Below are 14188 nucleotides of genomic sequence, written 5' to 3' on the forward strand. Positions count from 1 at the left end.
AATGCACCCCGAGACCCACCTTGCCCTGCACCACGTCCGCGCCGCCGAACTCCGCGCCGAAGCCGACGCGTGCCGTCTCGCCGCAGCGGCCCGGCACTCCCGGGACCTCCGTACCCGTCTCGGTTGGACCCTCGTAGAACTCGGCCTGCGGCTGGCCGCCGCCCCCAAGACGGCAGCCGCCATTCCTTAGCGCCGTTCGCGACCGCCGCCCCCATGGGGAAAGATGACCGCGAGGATGGGGAATTGGCTGACGCCGAACCCACCTGGGGTGGGATTGCATGACCGTCGACACGCCATGACTGCAACCAGAATCAGCGCCACGGTGACCATGCCTGTCACCGCAGCCGCCACCCACGCTCAGACCGGTGCCGCCCCTGTCAACGCCACTTGGTCGCCTTCCACCAGCTCCAACCTGGCGTCCAACGCACGGATGCGATCAAGCTTGGCCACAGTCGCAGAGCGGGATGCCACGACGGTCACGTCGAGCCCCGGCCGCGACCGGGCCGAGCGAGGGCCTGGCCGAGGTTGCCGGCGCTGGCGCACACCACCGCCCGGGAACCATCGTCGGCGAGCGGGCTCGCGACCGCCTCGGTGCCGCGGGCCTTGAAGCTGCGGACCGGATTCGCGGTTTCGGGCTCGATGCTCACCGTGCACCCGAGGCCGGGCTCCAGCGCCTCGCAGCGGTACAGCGGAGTGTCGAGAAAAATCGGGTCGATCACCCGGCGGGCCGCCCGGATCCGAGCGGTGTCGAGGCGCGTCTCCTGCACGGCGCAGCAGCGTAGCGCCACCGGCGGGAGCAATCGTCAGATCTTGCACATCGGTTGAGGTGGCTCGAGGCGCGCTGACCTTGCAGGTCCGCCCAGGACCCGACCGGCTCACGGTGGCCGTCCATGAGCGCGGCCAACTCTGCCGAGTCGCCGGCACGCACCCCGATCAGCGTTGGCATCGGCCTGGCAAGGATGACGGGCTCATGCCTGGCCGGCGGCCCCCTCGGCGCGGCCACCCGACGGCCGTTGCCGCGTGCGCGGGCCGTCGGGCGGCAGAGCGAGGGCGGGCGTGCCGTTCGCCGGCCGCGCCGCTAGAACTCGAGTTCGTGCTCGATGGCGGCCAGTTCCTCCGGAGTGCCCTGGACCTTCGGGCCGGTGAACCACTTGCGGGCCGAGAGCAGCCACCAGACGCCGGCGAAGCCGAGGACCAGGAGGACGGCGATCGGGGTGTAGTTGAAGGTCTCCGCCGTGACGGGGCTGGCCGTCGGCAGCATGAACAGCACGGTGATGAACAGGGTCCAGACGACGGCGACGGCGCCGATCGGCCTGCTCCAGCGGCCGAGGTGCCAGGGGCCGCGTTCGAAGCGGCCGCCCTGCAGCAGACGCAGGAACACGGGCATCACATAGGCGATGTACAGGCCGATGACCGCGATCGAGGTGACGGCCGCGTACGCGGTGGCGTTCCACAGGTAGGGAAGGCCCAGCAGGAAGGCCCCGCCCGTCGCCAGCCAGACCGCGTTGGTCGGGGTCTTGGTGCGCTTGTTGATGCGGTGCCAGAGCTCGGAGCCGGGCAGCGCGCCGTCCCGGGAGAAGGCGTAGACCATGCGGGAGTTGGCGGTGACCGAGGACATGCCGCAGAAGAACTGGGCGCCGATCGCGATGAGCAGCAGAAGTTTGCCGCCCGTCGCGCCCACCGCGTCGATGAAGATCTGCGCCGGGGGCACGCCGGTCGAACTGCCCAGCTCGCCGTCGTAGTCCTGGATCGCGAAGGTGATGCCGATCAGCAGGACCCAGCCGGCGACCAGGGACACGAGGATCGACATCACGATGCCGCGCGGCCCCGATCTGGCCGCGTCGTGCGTCTCCTCGGTCATGTGCGCCGAGGCGTCGTAGCCGGTGAAGGTGTACTGGGCCAGGAGCAGGCCGAGCAGTCCGACATACAGCCCGGAGTGCCAGCCGGTCCCGTTCACGAAGTGGGTGAACACGAAGTCCGCGGACTGGTGCTTGGAGGGCACGACGACGAGGGTGCCCACGATGATCAGCACGCCCAGGACGTGCCACCACACGCTGACGTTGCCGAGGAGGGAGACCAGCTTCACCCCGAAGGTGTTCAGCAGGCCGTGCGCGACGAGTACCAGCCCGAACAGCATGATGGTGTGCCCGGGAGTCGCCGTGAACCCGAACTGCAGGTCCAGCAGCGCGTTGAGGAAGAACGCCGCGCCGAAGTCGATGCCCGCGGTCACCGCCACCTGGCCGAGGAAGTTGAACCAGCCGGTGAACCAGGACCAGGCCGGTCCGTGGGACGGGGCGAGTTTGGCGGCCCAGTAGTACAGGCCGCCCGCCGTGGGGTAGCTGGAACAGACCTCGGCCATGGCCAGGCCCACGAACAGGGTCATGGCGCCGACCAGCGGCCAGCCCCAGGTGATCAGTGCCGGTCCGCCGGTGGTCATGCCGAAGCCGTACAGCGTCAGGCAACCGGACAGTACCGAGATGATGGTGAACGAGATGGCGAAGTTGGAGAACGCCGACATCGAGCGGGCCAGCTCCTGGGCGTAGCCGAGTTCGTGCAGGCGTTGCTCGTCGCCGGACAGCGGACTGTCCGTTTCACTCCTGGTCGCGGACTTGTCGGTGGACATATGTGCCTCCTTCGGCTCGGGCAGTCGCCGCGGTGGGGACGCGGGGCGGACCGCTCGATGCCTGGAACCAAAGGTTTGAGGCGATACCTTTTCCCTCAATGGCGTCGCGCGCAAGAGGCAGGGCGTTAAACACCGGTAACCAATCGGCCTCGGTGCCGGGTTGTGGGGCGAGTGCGGAGGCGCCGGGCGCCTTGTCCCCGGGCGCCGCGCCGACTCTCCGCCGGGCCCTGGTCGCCGGGCTTTCATGTGCCCAATGGTCTGTGAGTTCACCTTATGGTCGCCTGGGGGCGGCGGCAGCGGCCGCCGTGGCGCCGTGGGGTGGCGTTGGGTGGCGGGAAACCGGCGGGCGGTCGGCTCCAGCAACCGCGGACGTCGACACGGCGGGTGACCGTGCCGGGGTGGCACGGGTGGGGCTCGGGGGGGCGAGGCGGGTCTCCGCGGTTCGGTGCCCCGGTCGGCGTGCCGTGGGGAGGAGGTCGGGGAGCGCATGACTCCCTGACCCTCGCCTTCTGTTCATGACCGCTTCTGACCAGCTCTGATCGGTTCAATGGCGCACGGGGGGCGCATCCCCGGCGCGGTCATCGGTCTGTCGTACGAAGCCTCATACCAGAGCGGGACGCTGCCCGGAGGACTTTGTCAACAGCCCACCGCACATGCCCGGATGGCGACTACTCTGAGTGGCCGCCGGGCGACACGGGGTCGAATTCCTCGGCTCTGCCGACCGGCGCCGCGATGGCGCACGCCCGTGTGCGACGACAGGCACACGCCCGTGTCGCGCAGACCGGCGGGAGCCCCCCATGCCCCCGACGCACCCCAGTACAAGGACGCCGATGTCTCACCTTCGCGCCCCGGCCACACGCGCAGACCGCCGTGAGGGCGGGCGGCCCGTCGCCCCTACGGCCCCCTCGCTGCCCGAGACCCGCATACGGCCCCAGCTGCTGCGTCTGGCGATCCTGCCGCCCGTCGCGGTGGCCCTGAGCGCGTGTGCCGCCGTGCTCTTCATGGTCCGCTCCACCGGCGCGCGCCCCACTCCCATGCTCTGGGGTGTGCTGGCGGGCGCCCTCGCGGTGGCCCTCGTCGGCATCGTGCTCGCCGCCGTGGCCGCCGACCGCGCTGCCCGCACCGTGCGCGAAGGCGTCGACGCGGTGCGCCGCACCGGCGCCCGCGGCGAGGCCGAGCTGCGCGCCCTCGTCGAGGCGTTGCGCCGCGGTGAGGAGCCGCCCGTGCGCCCGCCCTCCCTTGAACCGGCCGCCGACGCCGGGGAGTTCGAGTTGCTCGACGCCGAGCTGGCCCGCGCCCACGACGGCGCCGTCGCCGCTGTCGTGCAGGCCGCGCAGCTCTCCAGCCACGCGGGCGACGAACGGAAACTCAAGGTGTTCGTCAACCTCGCGCGGCGCCTTCAATCGCTCGTGCACCGGGAGATCTCGATCCTCGACGACCTGGAGAACGAGATCGAGGACCCCGATCTGCTCAAGAGCCTCTTCCATGTGGACCACCTCGCCACCCGTGTCCGGCGCCACGCGGAGAACCTCGCGGTCCTCGGCGGAGCCGTCTCACGCCGCCAGTGGAGCAACCCGGTTCCCCTGACCGAGGTGCTGCGTTCCGCGATCGCCGAGGTCGAGCAGTACTCCCGGGTCAAGCTGGTGCCGCCGATCGACGGCACCCTGCGCGGACACGCCGTCGCCGACGTCATCCACCTGCTGGCCGAACTGGTCGAGAACGCCACGGTGTTCTCCGCGCCGCAGACCCGGGTGCTGCTGCGCGCCAACCTCGTCACCTCGGGCCTCGCCGTCGAGGTCGAGGACCGCGGGCTCGGCATGCCCCCGGCCGAACAGCACAGGATGAACGCCCTCCTCGCCGACCCGGACCAGGTCGACGTCGCGAGCCTGCTGGCAGACGGCCGCATCGGCCTGTTCGTGGTCTCCCAGCTCGCCCGTCGGCACGGCATCCACGTCCGGCTGCAGACCAACATCTACGGCGGTGTGCAGGCGGTGCTCGTCCTGTCGCACGGGTTGCTCGGCACGGCGGCCGCCGCATCCGGGACCCTGACCCCGGCGGGCCCGCAGGCCACGGCCGGCCCCGCAGCGGACCTCCGTGCCCCCGCCCCGGCGAAGGCGCACGGGGCGTCCGGCGCGGGTCCTCACCCCCTGCCCCTGCCAGGGCAGGGCACCCCGGCCGCGGTGCCGCCACCCGACGGATCCGACCTCACCGACCCTCCCGCGCACACCCGGCCCGGCCGGACGCGGCACGACCAGGCACTGGCCGCCCGCGGCCGGTCCCCGCTGCCCGTGCGCGGTGCCGAGCCCGTACGCCCCACCCCGGCCGAGGCCCACCCCGGCATCCGGCGCGGCGACCGGCAGGACCCCGCGGAGAACGTGCGCGGCCTGCCCACGCCGCTGGTCGGCCCGGTGCGCGGCACCATGGGCAAACCCCGGCTGCCTCGCCGGCGCGCCCAGGAGCACATCGCACCCCAGTTGCGCGATGGTCCGACACCGCCCCTGCGCCAGGACGGCGACGAGCACATCGGCCACGACCCCGGCCTGATGGCCGCCTTCCAGCGGGGCATCGGCCTCGCGGAGGCACGGGAGCAGCCGGAGCCCGGCACCGGCACCGGTGCCCGGACGGGGCCGGGCACCCGGGCGGCCCCTGCCGCGGCGCTGCACGCCGCCGTCCCCGTCGGCGCCCCGCACGTGGCCGATCACGACGCGACCGCTCGGCACGGGTCGACCGACCGCCACGACGCGACCGCCCGGCACGGCGCCGCACCCGCCGGATGACCACCCCCCCACCCGCTCCTGCAGACCCGCGTACCCCAAGGAGTCGATCCACCATGGCGAGCGAAGCGCCGACCTCCCGTGCCTCCGACCTCGACTGGCTGATGAGCGGCCTTGTGCAGCGCGTACCGCACACCACGAGCGCGGTGCTCCTGTCCTGCGACGGGCTCGTGAAGTCCGTCCACGGTCTCGACGCGGACAGCGCCGACCACATGGCGGCCCTGGCCTCCGGTCTGTACTCCCTCGGCCGCAGCGCGGGCGTCCGCTTCGGGGACGGCGGTGATGTGCGTCAGGTCGTCGTCGAACTCGACTCGACCCTGTTGTTCGTGACGACCGCGGGCTCCGGCACCTGCCTCGCCGTCCTCGCCGGCCGTGAGGCCGACGCCGCGGTCCTCGGCTACGAGATGGCGATGCTCGTCAAGAGCGTGCGGCCGTACCTGGTGACCGCCCCCCGCCGGCCCGCCGCCGAGCCCACGGCGATGAGGTCTTGAGCGTGGCCGCGGCCGGTGACGGCCCCTGGCTCGACGACGCGGCGGGGCGGCTGGTCCGCCCCTACACGGTCAGCGACGGGCGCACCCGGCCGACCACCGCGCTCGACCTCTTGTCGCAGGTGATGGCCACCGGCACCACCTCCCTCGGATACCTCGGCCCCGAGCACACCCAGGCGCTGGACCTGTGCCGCGCGCCTGTCTCGGTCGCCGAGGTCGCGGCCCACCTGAGGCTGCCGGCGGTGGTCACCAAGGTGCTGCTGTCGGACCTCGTCGACTGCGGGGCGCTCACCACCAAGCCTCCCGCCTTCCACCACAACCCCACTGACCGGTCCCTCCTGGAGGCAGTGCTCGATGGACTACGACGACAGCTCTGACCCCTTCCCCACCGCGCTGAAGATCCTGGTGGCGGGAGGGTTCGGAGCAGGCAAGACGACCTTCGTGGGCGCGGTGAGCGAGATCGCCCCGCTGAGCACGGAGGAACTGCTCACCACGGCCGGCGCCGAGACCGACAGCCTGGAGGGGGTCGAGAACAAGGTCGAGACGACCGTGGCCATGGACTTCGGCCGCATCACCCTCGATCCCCAGCATGTGCTGTACCTGTTCGGCACCCCCGGACAGGAACGGTTCTGGTTCATGTGGGACGAGTTGTCCGAGGGCGCGCTCGGCGCGGTGGTGCTCGCCGACACCCGCCGCCTCGAGGACTGCTTCGCCGCTGTCGACTTCTTCGAGCAGCGCGGTCTCGCGTTCATCGTGGCCGTCAACGAGTTCGACGGTGCCTGCCGCTACCACCCCGACGAGGTGCGTGCCGCCATCGACCTCGCCCCCGAGATCCCCGTCGTGCGCTGCGACGCCCGGATCTCCAGCTCGGGGGTGCAGACGCTGCTCACGCTGGTGCGCCACCTCCTGGCGTACGCACCGGCACCGGCCCCCGGCCAAGGAGCCCGCACATGACCCGGAGCCGACTGCTGCTGACCCCGGAGGACAGGGATGCCGCGGAGCGGGTCGGCAGGCTGCGCAGGCTCGGCCTCGGCGAGCGTCCTGAACCGGAGTTCGACGCCTTCGCGGACCGGCTGGCCGCGCTTGCCGCGGTGCCGTACGCGATGGTCAACTTCATCGACGCGCACCGGCAGTTCTTCGCGGGGCTCCACCAGTCCGACAGCCGTCCGCTCACCGCGTCGGCGGGCCCGGACGGGGCACCGGTCCGCCACCTGGGCCGCGAGTACGGCTTCTGCCCGCACGTCGTCGTCCGGCGCAAGGCACTCGTCCTGGAGGACGTCCGCGACTATCCGCGCTTCGCGGGCAACGCGGTCGTCGACGAACGCGGCGTCCGCTCCTACCTCGGTGCCCCGCTCGTCGACCGTACGGGCATCGCCCTCGGCACGGTCTGCGCCCTCGACGTCGAGCCGCGCCCCTGGGGGCGGGCGGGTCTGGAGACCATCAAGGCGCTGGCCGCGGAGCTGGTCGCGCGGATCGAACAGAGGGAGGACGGCGGAATCCGAGGCGAGGGCGACCGCGGGGCGTGAAGGAAAGCTGCGGCCGCGCTTAAGAAAACCTCGATGGACCAGGGGTGCCTGATGCGGCAGATTCCTGAGGGACTTCGCACCCCTCTCCCCGGTACGGGCCTGTTCGGCATGTCCTCTCCCGGGACCTCACCCACAGGAGCCGTAGCGTTGAAGGCACTGGTCAAGGAGAAGGCGGAACCGGGGCTTCGGCTCGTCGACGTCCCGGAGCCGCAGATCGGCCCGGGCGACGTGCTGATCAAGGTCCTCAGAACCGGGATCTGCGGCACCGACCTGCACATCCGGGCCTGGGACGGCTGGGCGCAGCAGGCCGTACGGGCGCCGCTCGTGGTCGGGCACGAGTTCGTCGGCGAGGTCGTGATGACCGGCCGGGACGTCCTGGACGTCAAGACCGGTGACCGGGTCGGCGGCGAGGGCCACCTGGTGTGCGGCAAGTGCCGCAACTGTCTGGCCGGGCGCCGTCATCTGTGCCGGGCGACGATCGGGCTAGGCGTCGGACGCGACGGCGCGTTCGCCGAGTACGTGGCGCTGCCCGCCACGAACGTGTGGGTGCACCGGGTCCCGGTCGACCTCGACATCGCCGCCGTCTTCGATCCGTTCGGCAACGCCGTCCACACCGCGCTGTCCTTCCCGCTGGTCGGTGAGGACGTGCTGATCACCGGCGCCGGCCCGATCGGGCTGATGGCCGCCGCCGTGGCCCGGCACGCCGGCGCCCGCAACGTCGTCATCACCGACGTCAGCGAGGAGCGCTTGGACCTGGCCCGCAAGATCGGCGTCAGCCTCGCACTGGACGTCTCCACCGCCACGATCGCCGACGGCCAGCGGGAGCTGGGGCTGCGCGAGGGCTTCGACATCGGCCTGGAGATGTCCGGCCGCCCCGAGGCGCTGCGCGACATGCTCGCCAACATGACCCATGGCGGCCGGATCGCCATGCTCGGACTGCCCTCCCAGGAGTTCCCCGTCGACTGGGCCCGGATCGTGACCTCCATGATCACGATCAAGGGCATCTACGGCCGTGAGATGTTCGAGACGTGGTATGCCATGTCGGTCCTGCTGGAGGGCGGGCTCGACCTCGCCCCCGTGATCACCGGCCGGTACGGCTACCGGGACCACGAGGAGGCGTTCGCCGACGCGGCGAGCGGCAAGGGCGGCAAGGTCATCCTGGACTGGACCGCGTAGCTCAGGACCGCGTGGCTCAGGACCGCGTGGCTCAGGACCGCGTGGCTCAGGACCGCGTGGCTCAGGGCCTCGTGCCTCAGGAACGTCGTAACCCCCTTCCAGCGCAAGCACTTCGAGGAGCTTTTCGATGTTCGACACCGTGCGCGACGATCTGCGCGCCACCCTCGACGAGATCCGCGCCGCCGGGCTGCACAAGCCGGAGCGCGTCATCGGCACCCCGCAGTCCGCGACCGTGAACGTCACCGCGGGCGGTCGCCCCGGCGAGGTGCTCAACTTCTGTGCCAACAACTACCTCGGCCTCGCCGACCACCCCGAGGTGATCGCCGCCGCCCACGAGGCACTGGACCGCTGGGGCTACGGCATGGCGTCCGTGCGCTTCATCTGCGGCACACAGGAGGTGCACAAGGAACTGGAGGCGCGGCTGTCCGCGTTCCTCGGCCAGGAGGACGCGATCCTGTACTCCTCCTGCTTCGACGCCAACGGAGGCGTCTTCGAGACCCTCCTCGGCCCCGAGGACGCCGTCATCTCCGACGCGCTCAACCATGCCTCGATCATCGACGGCATCCGCCTGTCCAAGGCCCGCCGCTTCCGCTACGCCAACCGTGACACCGCCGATCTGGAGCGGCAGTTGAAGGAGGCCGCGGGCGCCCGCCGCAAGCTGATCGTCACCGACGGCGTCTTCTCCATGGACGGTTACCTGGCCCCGCTGCGTGAGATCTGCGACCTCGCCGACCGTCATGGCGCCATGGTCATGGTCGACGACTCGCACGCCGTCGGTTTCGTCGGCCCCGGCGGTCGCGGCACCCCCGAACTGCACGGCGTCATGGACCGCGTCGACATCATCACCGGCACCCTCGGCAAGGCACTCGGCGGCGCCTCCGGCGGGTACGTGGCGGCCCGCGACGAGATCGTCGCCCTGCTGCGCCAGCGCTCGCGGCCCTACCTCTTCTCGAACACCCTTGCCCCGGTGATCGCGGCCGCCTCGCTCAAGGTGCTCGACCTGCTGGAGTCGGCGGGCGACCTGCGCGAGCGGCTGCGTGAGAACACCGCTCTCTTCCGCCGCCGTATGACCGGCGAGGGCTTCGACGTCCTGCCCGGCGACCACGCCATCGCCCCGGTCATGATCGGTGACGCCGCGAAGGCCGGACGCATGGCCGAACTGCTGCTGGAGCGGGGCGTCTACGTCATCGGCTTCTCGTACCCGGTGGTCCCGCAGGGCCAGGCCCGTATCCGGGTGCAGCTGTCCGCCGCGCACTCGACGGACGACGTGGACCGCGCCGTGGACGCGTTCGTGGCGGCACGGGCGGAGCTGGACGGCTGACCTCGCTCCGCGGCTTGCGATAATCGTTCGCATGATCGAAGCGCGGCGGCTCCACATCCTCCGTGCGGTGGCCGACCACCGCACGGTCACGGCGGCCGCCGCCGCGCTCTACCTCACTCCCTCCGCCGTGTCCCAGCAGCTCGCCGCGCTGGAACAGGAGACCGGTCACCGGCTCGTCGAGCGGAGCGCCAAAGGGGTGCGGCTGACCCCGGCCGGCGAGATCCTCCTCGCCCACACCCACCTCGTCCTCGCCCAGCTGGAGCGCGCCGAGGCGGAGCTGGCGGCCTACGGCGCGGGCTCGGCGGGCACGGTGACCCTCGCCTCCTTCGCCACGGGCATCGGCCTGGTCGTGGCCCCCGCGCTGGCGCGGCTCGCGCGCAGCGCACCCGGCATCCGGGTCCGAGTCCAGGACGCCGAGGGCGACGCGAGCCTGCCGATGGTCCTGGACCGGCAGGTCGACGTCGCGGTCGCCGTCGAGTACCGGGGCGCGCCCGGCGCGGACGATCCCCGGCTGACGCACATCCCGCTGTATGCGGAGCCCTTCGACGCGGTCGTGCCGGTCACCCACCGCCTCGCGGGCGCGGTCGAGGTCCCCCTGGCCGAACTGGCCAAGGACCCCTGGATCGGCCCCTACCCCGGCAACCCCTGCCATGACGTGGTCGTGCTGGCCTGCGAGCACGCCGGATTCCAGCCGCGCCTCGAACACTCCTCTGACGACTTCCGCGCGGTCGTCGCACTCGCCTCGGCCGACGCGGGAGTGGCCCTGGTGCCGCGCTCGGCCCTGCGCGGCATGGATCTCACGGGCGTCGTCGTCCGCCCCGTGGACGGAATCGCCCCCACGCGCCGCGTCTTCGCCGCCGTACGCCGCGGTGCCGAGGAGCACCCGCTGATGCGCCCGGTCCTGGATGCGCTGGGGGATGCGGCGACGGCCGACTGAAGGGAGCCGCACGCACCGGTCGATCTCGAATCCGGGATATCGTCCCTGATATGGGAAGCAGGGAAAGCGTGGGAAGCCCGGGAGGTCCGGGAGGAGGCCCGGGAGGTTCGGGAGGTGATGTTCCGGATCCCGTCGACGTCCGGCTGGCGGCACGCCTGGCCGAGCTGCGGGCCGAGCGCGGCTGGTCGCTGGGCGAACTGGCAGAGCGCAGCGGGGTGAGCCGTTCGACCCTGTCCCGGGCCGAGCGTGCCGAGACCAGCCCCACGGCCGCGGTGCTGAACCGGCTGTGCGGCGTGTACGGCCGCACGATGTCCCGGTTGCTGGGCGAGGTCGAGGGAGAGCCCGCACCGCTGATGCGCTCCGCCGACCAGACGGTGTGGGAGGACCCGGCCTCCGGCTTCGTGCGGCGTTCGGTGTCCCCTCCCCACCCCGGACTGCGCGGCGAACTCGTCGAGGGACGGCTCGCGCCGGGCGCCGACATCGCGTACGACCGGCCGCCCGTGGACGGACTCGAACAGCACATCTGGGTGCTCGACGGGGCGCTGAAGGTGACCGCGCAGGAGGTCGAGCACCGGCTTGTGGCCGGTGACTGCCTACGGCTGCGGGTGTGGGGTCCCACGCGGTTCCACTGTCCGGGGCCCGACGACGTGCGGTACGCGCTGGTGGTGGTGCTCCCATGACCGTGATCGCCCCACTGACCGGCCCCGACGTGCTCGTCCACGCCGAGGAGCTGGCGGATCTGCTGACCGACACCGTGCACGGCGGGGCCTCGATCGGCTTCCTGGCGCCGCTCGGCCGGGCGGAGGCCGTCGCCTGGTGGAAGGAGCGGGCGGCCGCGGTCGGCACCGGCGCCCTGGCGGTGTGGGTGGCGCGGGCCGGGAACCGGGTGACGGGCACGGTCGGTCTCGCCTTCCCCGGCAAACCGAACGGCCGCCACCGCGCCGAGCTGGTCAAACTCATGGTGCATCGGGACGTTCGCGGCCAGGGGCTGGGCCGCAGGCTGCTGAGCACCGCCGAGCGGGCGGCCGCCGAGGCCGGGATCACCCTGCTCCACCTGGACACGGAGACGGGCAGCCCGGCCGAGTCCCTGTACACCGCGGCGGGCTGGACCCGGATCGGGGCGATACCGGACTACGCGGTGACGCCGTCGGGCGCCCTGCACCCCACGACCATCTTCTACAAGCATGTGGGAGCCCTCGCCCGCCGAGCGGCGGAGTGATTGTCAGTGGCGTTCGCTACGGTGCGGAACATGCCGGATGCCGAAGACGTACGCCGTATCGCCCTCTCCCTGCCCGACACGACGGAGAAGATCGCCTGGGGCATGCCCACGTTCCGGGTCGCGGGGAAGATGTTCGCCACGCTGCCCGAGGACGAGACGTCCATGGCGGTGCGCTGCCCGAAGGAGGAGCGGGACGAACTGGTGCTGGCGGAGCCCGGGAAGTTCTGGATCGCCGGTCACGAGGCTCAGTTCGCCTGGGTCCGCGTACGCCTCGCGGCCCTGGAGGACGAGACCGAGCTGCACGACGTACTCGCCGACTCCTGGCGCCAGACGGCCCCGCCCGGGCTCCTCGATCACCACCCGGGTGTGGGCCTTCCGGCCGGCGACTGACCCGGGCGGCGCGGGACGCCGCCCCCGGGGGGATCGGCGCATTAACGGGTGCGCGACCAGGGCCCCGAGTGCGGTATGGTTTCTGTGCGCGTTCGGCCAGGGGAAACCCCAGGTCAGGCGGGCAACGGGACGTGGCGCAGCTTGGTAGCGCACTTGACTGGGGGTCAAGGGGTCGCAGGTTCAAATCCTGTCGTCCCGACAGCGATGTCGGATGTTTTCCCAGGTCAGGGGCCCTTTCTGAGGGCCCCTGAGGCATGTGCGCACCTGTCGCGGAGAGCGGATCGGTATCCCTGGGATCTCTCGGGGTCATCCTCCGCTTTCCCGGTCGCTTGTTGTCGGTCCTCTGAGTCCGCCAGCACACTGAGTCCATGTCAGGCGACCTCTCCACAGCAGACGGTGATTCCTTGCCCCGCCGCCCGGTGTCCGAGCAGCGGGTGTCTCATCGGGACCGGGATCACGCCGTGGAGACCCTCCGTGTCGAGGCCGGCGACGGCCGGCTGGCGGCCGCCGAGCCGGATGAGCGTATCGGCGGCGATCCGACCCCGGTGACCGGACCGGGGATCGTGGTCGATGCCGGCGACGGCACCTGCAACCGCGGCGACACCAAGGCCCCCCGGCCGCCCAGACGGAGGCTCCGGTGCGGCTGCGCGTGGTGCCGGCCGGGCGGGTCGACCGGTGAGGACGTCCTGGCTCGCCCGCCGCGGCGCACGCCATGGCGGTGGCGCAGACGCAGGGCCTGAGCGCGCAGCGGCCGGCGAATCCCGGGGCGAGGCCATGATTAGATGGAACTGTTGCGCATATTGTTGCCAATATTTGCCGTGTGTGAGTGACCAGGGGTGAGACAGTGCCGACAGGGTGGGCACGGGAGAGCCGGCCGGCGGAGCCGGGCGAGAACGACACAGGAACGCCGGAGGGCCCGGTTGTCGCCGGGATCCGACGGGCGATCCTCAGCGGCGAGTTCGTACCGAACCAGCGGCTGGTGGAGGCGGACCTCTCCGAGCAGTTCTCCGCCAGCAGGGCCAGCGTCCGTGCCGCGCTGCTCTCCCTCGCCAACGAGGGGCTGATCGAACGCGTCCAGAACCGCGGCGCCCGGGTGCGGGCGGTCTCGCTTGAGGAGGCGATCGAGATCTCCGAGGTCCGGATGGTGATCGAGGGGCTGTGCGCCGCCCGGGCCGCGGAGCGGATCACCGAAGAGGACTCCGAGGAGCTGCGGAGCATCGGCGAGAGCATGACCGCGGCCGTCGAGTCCGGCGACGTGCTCGGCTATTCGGAGCTGAACGAGCGGCTGCACCGCCGCATCAGGGAGATCAGCGGCCAGCGCACCGCCTCGCAGGCCCTGGAACGCCTCAACGCGCAGAACGTCCGCCACCAGTTCCGGCTGGCGGTGCACCCCGGCAGGCCCAAGGTGTCGCTCCCGGAGCACCTGGCCATCATCGAGGCGATCCGCGCCCATGACGCCGACGCCGCCGAGGAGGCCGCCCGCGCGCACCTGCGCAGCGTGCTGTGCATACTCCCCGAGGTCGACCGGACCAGGCCGTCCTCCGGCGGCTGACCGCGAGGAGCGTGCTCAACCTCTCGTGACGGCGGAGGCGTCGGCCGGGCCACGAGGCGTACGGCGCGCCCACCGGCGAGCGGGAGCCGCCGACGCGGAGGGCGCCAGGTCGCCGGTCCTCGCGGAGGACGGCGGGCCGCCGGCCCGCGGAGGGCGCGCCGGACGCCTCGTGGCCGGCTCAC

The 14188-nt window shown here is 71.9% G+C and carries 15 protein-coding genes, 1 tRNA gene and 1 pseudogene; 14 read left to right on the plus strand and 3 right to left on the minus strand.

Annotated features, from left to right (window positions below):
• Position 1 precedes the first annotated feature (1 nt).
• Positions 2 to 190: a hypothetical protein gene (locus ACFSL4_RS08650; RefSeq protein ID WP_381080244.1), complete on the plus strand. Its 189-nt coding sequence runs from the start codon at positions 2 to 4 to the stop codon at positions 188 to 190.
• 200 nt (positions 191 to 390) lie between these two features.
• On the opposite strand, the pseudogene ACFSL4_RS08655 reads toward ACFSL4_RS08650, so the two are convergent.
• Both ACFSL4_RS08655 and ACFSL4_RS08660 read right to left on the minus strand, forming a co-directional pair.
• A pseudogene (locus tag ACFSL4_RS08655) lies at positions 391 to 767 on the minus strand (pyridoxal-phosphate dependent enzyme); the annotation flags it as partial.
• Between the two features lie 311 nt (positions 768 to 1078).
• The gene (locus tag ACFSL4_RS08660) at positions 1079 to 2623 is read right to left on the minus strand and encodes an amino acid permease (RefSeq protein ID WP_381080246.1); all 1545 of its coding nucleotides are present in this window, start codon (positions 2621 to 2623) and stop codon (positions 1079 to 1081) included.
• 830 nt (positions 2624 to 3453) lie between these two features.
• On the opposite strand from ACFSL4_RS08660, the gene ACFSL4_RS08665 reads away from it, so the two are divergent.
• The 6 genes from ACFSL4_RS08665 to tdh all read left to right on the plus strand — a co-directional run bounded on the left by ACFSL4_RS08665 (position 3454) and on the right by tdh (position 8587).
• Positions 3454 to 5400, plus strand: a complete 1947-nt coding sequence (locus ACFSL4_RS08665) for a sensor histidine kinase (protein WP_381080248.1) — start codon at positions 3454 to 3456, stop codon at positions 5398 to 5400.
• A 53-nt stretch (positions 5401 to 5453) separates the two neighbouring features.
• Positions 5454 to 5888, plus strand: coding sequence for a roadblock/LC7 domain-containing protein (locus ACFSL4_RS08670; RefSeq protein WP_381080250.1), 435 nt, complete (start codon positions 5454 to 5456; stop codon positions 5886 to 5888).
• 2 nt (positions 5889 to 5890) lie between these two features.
• Complete coding sequence (locus ACFSL4_RS08675; RefSeq protein ID WP_381080252.1) at positions 5891 to 6262, plus strand: DUF742 domain-containing protein; 372 nt, start codon at positions 5891 to 5893, stop codon at positions 6260 to 6262.
• Positions 6240 to 6839, plus strand: coding sequence for a GTP-binding protein (locus ACFSL4_RS08680; RefSeq protein WP_381080254.1), 600 nt, complete (start codon positions 6240 to 6242; stop codon positions 6837 to 6839). The genes ACFSL4_RS08675 and ACFSL4_RS08680 overlap by 23 nt, the downstream gene beginning before the upstream one ends.
• Complete coding sequence (locus tag ACFSL4_RS08685; RefSeq protein ID WP_381080256.1) at positions 6836 to 7411, plus strand: GAF domain-containing protein; 576 nt, start codon at positions 6836 to 6838, stop codon at positions 7409 to 7411. The genes ACFSL4_RS08680 and ACFSL4_RS08685 overlap by 4 nt, the downstream gene beginning before the upstream one ends.
• 147 nt (positions 7412 to 7558) lie before the next feature.
• Positions 7559 to 8587, plus strand: coding sequence for an L-threonine 3-dehydrogenase (gene tdh, locus ACFSL4_RS08690; RefSeq protein ID WP_381080258.1), 1029 nt, complete (start codon positions 7559 to 7561; stop codon positions 8585 to 8587).
• On the opposite strand, the gene ACFSL4_RS08695 is transcribed toward tdh, so the two are convergent.
• The gene (locus tag ACFSL4_RS08695; RefSeq protein ID WP_381080260.1) at positions 8509 to 8694 is read right to left on the minus strand and encodes a pentapeptide repeat-containing protein; all 186 of its coding nucleotides are present in this window, start codon (positions 8692 to 8694) and stop codon (positions 8509 to 8511) included. The two genes, tdh and ACFSL4_RS08695, sit on opposite strands and share 79 nt — an antisense overlap.
• Positions 8695 to 8714: 20 nt before the next feature.
• On the opposite strand from ACFSL4_RS08695, the gene ACFSL4_RS08700 reads away from it, so the two are divergent.
• From ACFSL4_RS08700 to ACFSL4_RS08730, 7 genes are all read left to right on the plus strand, one after another.
• Positions 8715 to 9908 carry a glycine C-acetyltransferase gene (locus ACFSL4_RS08700; RefSeq protein ID WP_381080262.1) on the plus strand — a complete coding sequence of 398 codons (1194 nt, stop codon included), beginning with the start codon at positions 8715 to 8717 and terminating at the stop codon, positions 9906 to 9908.
• Positions 9909 to 9939: 31 nt separating this feature from the next.
• The gene (locus ACFSL4_RS08705; protein WP_381080264.1) at positions 9940 to 10845 is read left to right on the plus strand and encodes a LysR family transcriptional regulator; all 906 of its coding nucleotides are present in this window, start codon (positions 9940 to 9942) and stop codon (positions 10843 to 10845) included.
• Between the two features lie 50 nt (positions 10846 to 10895).
• The gene (locus ACFSL4_RS08710) at positions 10896 to 11525 is read left to right on the plus strand and encodes a helix-turn-helix domain-containing protein (RefSeq protein ID WP_381080266.1); all 630 of its coding nucleotides are present in this window, start codon (positions 10896 to 10898) and stop codon (positions 11523 to 11525) included.
• Positions 11522 to 12064 (plus strand): GNAT family N-acetyltransferase, encoded by a 543-nt coding sequence (locus tag ACFSL4_RS08715; protein ID WP_381080268.1) that lies wholly within the window; start codon positions 11522 to 11524, stop codon positions 12062 to 12064. Before ACFSL4_RS08710 ends, ACFSL4_RS08715 begins: the two co-directional genes overlap by 4 nt.
• 30 nt (positions 12065 to 12094) lie before the next feature.
• Positions 12095 to 12454 carry an MmcQ/YjbR family DNA-binding protein gene (locus ACFSL4_RS08720; protein ID WP_381080270.1) on the plus strand — a complete coding sequence of 120 codons (360 nt, stop codon included), beginning with the start codon at positions 12095 to 12097 and terminating at the stop codon, positions 12452 to 12454.
• Positions 12455 to 12579: 125 nt separating this feature from the next.
• A tRNA-Pro gene (locus tag ACFSL4_RS08725) sits at positions 12580 to 12653 on the plus strand.
• Positions 12654 to 13385: 732 nt separating this feature from the next.
• Complete coding sequence (locus ACFSL4_RS08730; protein WP_381080335.1) at positions 13386 to 14006, plus strand: GntR family transcriptional regulator; 621 nt, start codon at positions 13386 to 13388, stop codon at positions 14004 to 14006.
• The last annotated feature ends 182 nt before the right edge of the window (positions 14007 to 14188 follow it).

It is taken from the genome of Streptomyces caeni, assembly GCF_042678285.1.
Taxonomy (GTDB): Bacteria; Actinomycetota; Actinomycetes; order Streptomycetales; family Streptomycetaceae; genus Streptomyces; species Streptomyces caeni.

Coding starts and splice junctions, on each gene's coding strand:
- ACFSL4_RS08650 (WP_381080244.1), top strand. CDS start 2: ATGCACCCCGAGACCCACCTTGCCCTGCACCACGTCCGCGCCGCCGAA.
- ACFSL4_RS08660 (WP_381080246.1), bottom strand. CDS start 2,623: ATGTCCACCGACAAGTCCGCGACCAGGAGTGAAACGGACAGTCCGCTG.
- ACFSL4_RS08665 (WP_381080248.1), top strand. CDS start 3,454: ATGTCTCACCTTCGCGCCCCGGCCACACGCGCAGACCGCCGTGAGGGC.
- ACFSL4_RS08670 (WP_381080250.1), top strand. CDS start 5,454: ATGGCGAGCGAAGCGCCGACCTCCCGTGCCTCCGACCTCGACTGGCTG.
- ACFSL4_RS08680 (WP_381080254.1), top strand. CDS start 6,240: ATGGACTACGACGACAGCTCTGACCCCTTCCCCACCGCGCTGAAGATC.
- ACFSL4_RS08685 (WP_381080256.1), top strand. CDS start 6,836: ATGACCCGGAGCCGACTGCTGCTGACCCCGGAGGACAGGGATGCCGCG.
- ACFSL4_RS08700 (WP_381080262.1), top strand. CDS start 8,715: ATGTTCGACACCGTGCGCGACGATCTGCGCGCCACCCTCGACGAGATC.
- ACFSL4_RS08705 (WP_381080264.1), top strand. CDS start 9,940: ATGATCGAAGCGCGGCGGCTCCACATCCTCCGTGCGGTGGCCGACCAC.
- ACFSL4_RS08710 (WP_381080266.1), top strand. CDS start 10,896: ATGGGAAGCAGGGAAAGCGTGGGAAGCCCGGGAGGTCCGGGAGGAGGC.
- ACFSL4_RS08715 (WP_381080268.1), top strand. CDS start 11,522: ATGACCGTGATCGCCCCACTGACCGGCCCCGACGTGCTCGTCCACGCC.
- ACFSL4_RS08720 (WP_381080270.1), top strand. CDS start 12,095: ATGCCGGATGCCGAAGACGTACGCCGTATCGCCCTCTCCCTGCCCGAC.